The organism is Citrobacter sp. wls826 (genome assembly GCF_005281245.1).
In the GTDB taxonomy this organism is placed as follows: domain Bacteria; phylum Pseudomonadota; class Gammaproteobacteria; order Enterobacterales; family Enterobacteriaceae; genus Citrobacter; species Citrobacter braakii.
In genome coordinates this window covers 110,340-111,448 of the sequence record NZ_SZWS01000024.1, presented here as the reverse complement: position 1 = coordinate 111,448, position 1,109 = coordinate 110,340, and the positions used below count along the sequence as shown (strand labels likewise).

General features: G+C 55.3%; 1 protein-coding gene. It reads right to left on the bottom strand.

Going from position 1 to position 1,109, the window contains the following annotated elements; genetic code table 11:
• On the bottom strand, positions 1-1,077 hold a 1,077-nt coding region (locus tag FDW87_RS05600), incomplete at its 3' end, for an L-serine ammonia-lyase (protein ID WP_252363021.1).
• Positions 1,078-1,109: the final 32 nt, after the last annotated feature.

The window sequence follows — 1,109 nt, the reverse complement described above, 5'->3', positions numbered from 1 at the left end:
GCCCAGCAGTTCTGTCAGACCGGCAGCCGCCATTGAACAGGCTACGCCAATCTCACCCTGGCAGCCCACCTCAGCACCAGAAATAGAGGCGTTCATCTTATACAGCGCGCCTATCGCCCCCGCGGCCAGCAAATAGCGGGCAATGGAGTTCGCATTCACCGGACGGCGGAACTTGTCGTAATAGGCCAATACGGCGGGAATAATCCCACATGCACCGTTGGTCGGCGCCGTCACAACCCGGCACCCGGCGGCGTTTTCTTCGCTCACGGCCAGCGCGAACATGTTGATCCAGTCAATAACGTTCATCGGGTCGCTGGACAGATTATCGCTGGAAACCAGCAACCGACGTAACGCCACGGCGCGACGCGGAACGTTAAGCGGCCCCGGCAGGACGCCTTCGGTGTTCATGCCGCGCTCAATCCCGGCGTGCATGACGTCCCAAATGGCGGCAAAGCCAGCATCGATTTCCTCTTTGCTGCGCATCGCCAGCTCGTTTTGCATCATCAAGCCGGAAACAGACAGCCCATTGCGCTCGCACAGTTTCAGCAGTTCGCTGGCGGAATGAAAATTGTAGGGCACGTGTGCTTCAACATCATGCACCTGCCCAAATTGCTCCTCTTCAATGATAAAACCACCGCCGACGGAGTAATAGGTTTTGCTTAATAGCCTCTCGGTGCCGTTCCACGCGGTGATACGCATGCCATTTTCATGGCGCGGCAGCGTTTCGGTATGAAAGAGAATATTTTCATCTGGAGAGAAATCGACAACATGCGTGCCCTCAGCAACCGGCAAACGTCCGGTACGGGCCACTTCCTGAGTAAAACCAGCGATTGAGTCTATATTAACGTTTTGCGGACTGTTACCGGCCAGCCCCATCATGATCGCGACATCTGTCGCATGACCTTTCCCGGTCAGGGAAAGCGACCCGTAAAGATCGACCACAATATGCGTGGTTCTGGGGAGTTCGCCGCTGCTGACCAACAGATCGATAAAGCTTTTACCTGCGTTCATTGGCCCCACGGTATGGGAGCTGGAAGGTCCAATGCCAATCTTGAAAATATCGAATGCGCTAATCATATCCACACCCTCGGATTGCCGTTCAGTGAAGA